Source organism: Bradyrhizobium sp. (assembly GCF_049512235.1).
Classification (GTDB): Bacteria; Pseudomonadota; Alphaproteobacteria; order Rhizobiales; family Xanthobacteraceae; genus Bradyrhizobium.
This window is the reverse complement of sequence record NZ_JBEKXH010000533.1, coordinates 1-4153: the sequence shown is the minus strand read 5'-3', so window position 1 is coordinate 4153 and position 4153 is coordinate 1. Positions and strand designations below refer to the sequence as shown.

The 4153-nt window shown below is 67.3% G+C and carries 4 protein-coding genes; 1 reads left to right on the top strand and 3 read right to left on the bottom strand.

The features are described from left to right. Positions 1–203: 203 nt before the first annotated feature. From ABSG20_RS31165 to ABSG20_RS31155, 3 genes are all read right to left on the bottom strand, one after another. On the bottom strand, positions 204–1742 hold the full coding sequence (locus ABSG20_RS31165) for an aldehyde dehydrogenase family protein (RefSeq protein ID WP_423868292.1): 1539 nt from the start codon (positions 1740–1742) through the stop codon (positions 204–206). Continuing rightward, positions 1742–2638 (bottom strand): NAD(P)-dependent oxidoreductase, encoded by an 897-nt coding sequence (locus tag ABSG20_RS31160; RefSeq protein ID WP_423868291.1) that lies wholly within the window; start codon positions 2636–2638, stop codon positions 1742–1744. Before ABSG20_RS31160 ends, ABSG20_RS31165 begins: the two co-directional genes overlap by 1 nt. A 95-nt stretch (positions 2639–2733) precedes the next feature. After that, complete coding sequence (locus ABSG20_RS31155; protein WP_423868290.1) at positions 2734–3630, bottom strand: LysR family transcriptional regulator; 897 nt, start codon at positions 3628–3630, stop codon at positions 2734–2736. 145 nt (positions 3631–3775) lie between these two features. Here ABSG20_RS31155 and ABSG20_RS31150 point away from each other — a divergent pair. Then, positions 3776–4153: VOC family protein (locus ABSG20_RS31150; protein ID WP_423868289.1), on the top strand; the 378-nt coding region annotated here is incomplete at its 3' end.

Genomic DNA, 4153 nt, shown 5'->3' with positions numbered 1-4153 from the left:
ATTTTTCGGTCCCGCAATGACTTTAAACAGGGCGCCCACAAGGGGCGCCCCTACGTGATGTCGATCCCGGTAGGGGCGACCCTTGTGGTCGCCCGCCTTCGGCGCCCCCCGTGTATCGAGCCTGTTTCATCCAAGGGGGGGCGGCCAAAGGCCGGTGGCGAACTAAACGCCTGCAAGAGGCATGGCCGCCGCGGCCACAGGCGTTATCCCACATAGCCGAAGGCGACACCCGGGTTGGCGGCGGTCTCGACCCACACGCTCTTGGTCTGCGTGTATGTCATCAGCGCCTCACGTCCGGAGGAGCGGCCGAAGCCGGAGCGGCCGAAGCCGCCGAAGGGCGATGCCACGTTGATGGTCTTGTAGCCATTGACCCAGAAGGTCCCGGCCCGAACCGCGGCGGCGACGCGATGGGCGCGTCCGACGTCGTTGGTCCAAACGGCGCCGGCGAGCCCGAACGGCGTGGCGTTGGCAAGCGCAATGGCCTCTTCCTCGGTCTCGAAGGGCAGTACGGCGAGCACCGGCCCGAACACTTCCTCGCGCGCGATAGCGGCGTCCGCCCCGACTTCGTCGATGATCGTGGGGCCGTAGAAGAAGCCCCCGGTGTCGCGCAGCGCCTCCGGGCAAGCCCCGCCGGCCGCGATGCGGGCGCCTGCCGTGACGGCGGCGCGGACCATGCCGTCGATCTTGTCGAGCTGGCGGCGGTTGTTGATCGGCCCGATCTGGGTCGCCGGGTCCGTGGGCAGACCGGTCGGAATGCGCGCCGCGGCCTTCGCCAATCGTTCGACAAAGTCGGCGTGGATCGAGCGATGGACCAGCAGCCGCGAGCCGGCGACGCAGCTCTGTCCGGCGCCGCCGAAGATCGCGGCCTGCGCGCCAACGAGGGCCCGCGCGAGGTCCGCATCGGCAAAGACGATGTTGGCCGACTTGCCGCCCAACTCAAGAACGCTCGGCACGATGTTGCGGGCAGAAGCGGCGGCGATCTGCGCGCCGGCCTCCGCCGAGCCGACGAAGACGACCAATCGCGTGTCGGGATGAGCCACCGCGGCGGCGCCCGTGGTCGGGCCGGCACCGGCCAGAACCGAGACCAGGCCCCGCGGCATGCCCTCGGCCCGGTCGCAAAGGACGCCGAGCACCAGCGAGGTCAGGGGCGTCAGCTCGGACGGCTTCAGCACGACCGCGTTGCCGGCGCAGATTGCGGGAGCGATCTGCCAACCCGCGGTGAAGATCGGCGCATTCCAAGGCGTGATTTGCACAACGGTGCCGACCGGCTCATGGCGGGTATAGTTGAGATGCGACGTCGGGACCGGAATCACCTCGCCGTGCAGCTTGTCACACCAGCCGGCATAGTATTCGAACATCTCGGCGACTTTGGCGACTTCGCCTCTTGTATCGCGGATCGGCTTCCCGGCAGAGATGGTCTCGAGTTCGGCGAGCACCTCGGCATTCTGCCTGACGAGGCGGGCGATCTCCCACATGGCGCGGCCGCGCGCCGCCGCGCTCAGGCTCCACCATTGCTGCTGCGCCGGCCGAGCCGCCTGCATCGCGGCATCGACGACGCTGGCGCCGGCATCGGCGAAGCTCGCGAACAACAGGCCATCGGCAGGATTGACCAGTTCGAGGGTGACGCCGCCACCGCGCAGCACGTTGCCGGCGACGACGCTGCCGATCTCGCCGCCGGGCAGGAACTCGCGAAGGATCGCGGCGGCGCGCCGGGAGGTTTCGGCATTTGCATGGTTCATCATCAGAGTGCTCCCTGGGTGCGGTAGTCGGCCATTCGGGTGAAGTCGGCGCCGTCGGGCAGGCGGTCGCTGGTATCGCGCCAGATCTCCGCGACATGGGCCGAGAGCGGCAGCATCACTCCGCTCGCGGCGGCAAGTTCGAGGGCAAGCCGCACATCCTTGCGCATCAGCCCAGCCGAGAAGCCGCTGTCGAAGCTGTTGGTCAGGATCCAGCGCGGGAACATGATCTCGCTGACGGCGCTGCGGCCGGTCGCCGTGTTGACGACCGCGATCGCCTCCTTTGCCGACAGCCCGGCAGCCTCCGACAGGCGGATGGCTTCTGCGGTCGTCACCAGATGCGCCGCGACCAGAAGATTGTTGACCAGCTTGACGATGTTTCCGGCGCCGGACGGTCCGACGTGCACGGCGCGGGCCGACATCGCGGCAAGCACTGGCTCGGCCAGGGCGAAGTCGTCGATGGCGCCGCCGACCATCATGGTCAGCGTGCCCTCGGCGGCGCCGGAGGGACCGCCGCTGACAGGCGCGTCGAGCAGCCCGTGCCCGGCCTCGGCAAGCCGCTTTGCGAGGCGCCGCGTCGTCCCGGGGTCGGAGGTCGAGGTGTCGATGACGACGACTTTGCGATCGCGGCGCTGCAACAGGCCGCCCGGTGTCGTCACCACCGCTTCGACGTCGCGGGCGAGGGGCAGGGAGAAAACGAGCGCGTCGGCACTAGACAATACGCCGATCAGGTCGGCGGAGAAGCCGACCCCCTGCGCTTCCACGGTCGCCCTTCGGGCCTCGCTGATATCGTAGCCGCTGACCTTGAAGCCCTTTCGGGCCAGGGTAGCCGCCATGCCCAGCCCCATATTGCCGAGCCCGACTATTCCAATGTTCGTTATAGCCATGTCTGAACCCGCCATTTGCCTGCCTCGCCCTTCTGATGGCAGCGCGCGAGCGTTCCAACAATAAGAAGTTTCAGTACATAGCGTGCTGAAAACGGCAACGCTATCCCGGGCTATGGGACCGGTTGAAAGGCGCTGAGCCGCTGCGCCAGGTGATCGAGAAGCCGCCGCGTTGCTTCGGGCAGACGTCGCCCGGAGCGGAGCAGGAGATGGCTGCGGACCTCCGACAGCAGGGTGTCTTGAAGCGGCACTGCCCGTAACGTTCCGGCCTTGAGTTCGCCGGCAATGACGAAGCGGGGCAGGAAACCTATTCCGAGCCCGGCCTCGATGAAGCGGCGGTGCAGTTCGAATGATCCGCTCTCCAGCCGCGCGATCAGGCGGAAGTCGCCTGCGGCCTCGACGCGGCCCTGCAATTGGCGCACGCCGTGGTCCATAGGCAGCAGCGCGGCCGGCTCGCTCGCGAACGTCCGCAACGGAACCGGGCCAGCGGTGGGTCGCATCGGATGGTGGATTGGCAGCACGGCCAGGATCGGCTGCCGGGCCGAGACGACGCTGCGCACATCCGGGTGGGCCGGGGGATTATATGCCATGCCGATGTCGGCTTCGCCCTGAGCGACCGCGGCCAGGATGCCGTCGGTGGTGCTCGACGTCACCTTGAATGTGATCCCGGGGTAATCCGCGGCGAATGCCGCCAATCCCTGATCCAAGAGGTCGACAAGGAAGCCGCCGCCGCAAAAGATGCGGACGGTACCTTCCTCGACGCCTTGCAGCCGCCGCAGCCGGTCCGCCAGCACGAGCATCTCATCGGCTTGGCGCTGGGCGTGCTCGGCCACCGCGCGGCCCGCCTCGGTCGGGACAACGCCCCTTGGCCCCCGTTCGAGCAGCGGTTGGCCGACCGCGGTTTCCATCTCGATGATCTGCCGGCTGACGGCCGACGCCGCCACGTTGAGGTGCTCCGCCGCGGCCCGCACCGACCCCGCCCGCACCGTGGCAAGAAAGTACTTGAGCATGCGATCGTTCATGGCGGACGACAATGACAGCTCACGAAGGGTGCGGAGGCGCGAAAAATCCAATGAAAATCACTCGGTGCGGCCCTGAACATGATCATGCATTTTTTCTAATGTAATAGTCAAAGCCACCAGACAAGGAGCGACCATGGTGCACTTTCTTGGAATCGATCACCCGCTCGTGGTGGTCCGCGATCTGATGACCGTTGCGGACCGCTACGGCGCCCTCGGCTTCGCACCGCGGCCCCTCGGCAGGCATCCCTGGGGTACGACGATGCGCCTCGTCCAGTTCGACGGCTGCTCGATCGAGCTGATGGGCGTCGAAGACGCGGGATTGCTGGACCGGCATGCCATCGACGGTTTCTCGTTCGGCCGAACCATCCGCGATCAGTTAAGGGAGCGCGAGGGCATCTCGCTGGTCGCGCTGAACAGCGGGGATGCAGAGGCGGATGCCGGCATCGTGACCGCGCGCGGCATCCGATGCCAGGGCACGATCGACTTTGGCCGCGAGGTTCGCCTGGAAGAC

Bases quoted from the DNA above. Each gene is read 5' to 3' on its own strand.
- ABSG20_RS31165 (WP_423868292.1), bottom strand. From the start codon at position 1,742: ATGATGAACCATGCAAATGCCGAAACCTCCCGGCGCGCCGCCGCGATC.
- ABSG20_RS31160 (WP_423868291.1), bottom strand. From the start codon at position 2,638: ATGGCGGGTTCAGACATGGCTATAACGAACATTGGAATAGTCGGGCTC.
- ABSG20_RS31155 (WP_423868290.1), bottom strand. From the start codon at position 3,630: ATGCTCAAGTACTTTCTTGCCACGGTGCGGGCGGGGTCGGTGCGGGCC.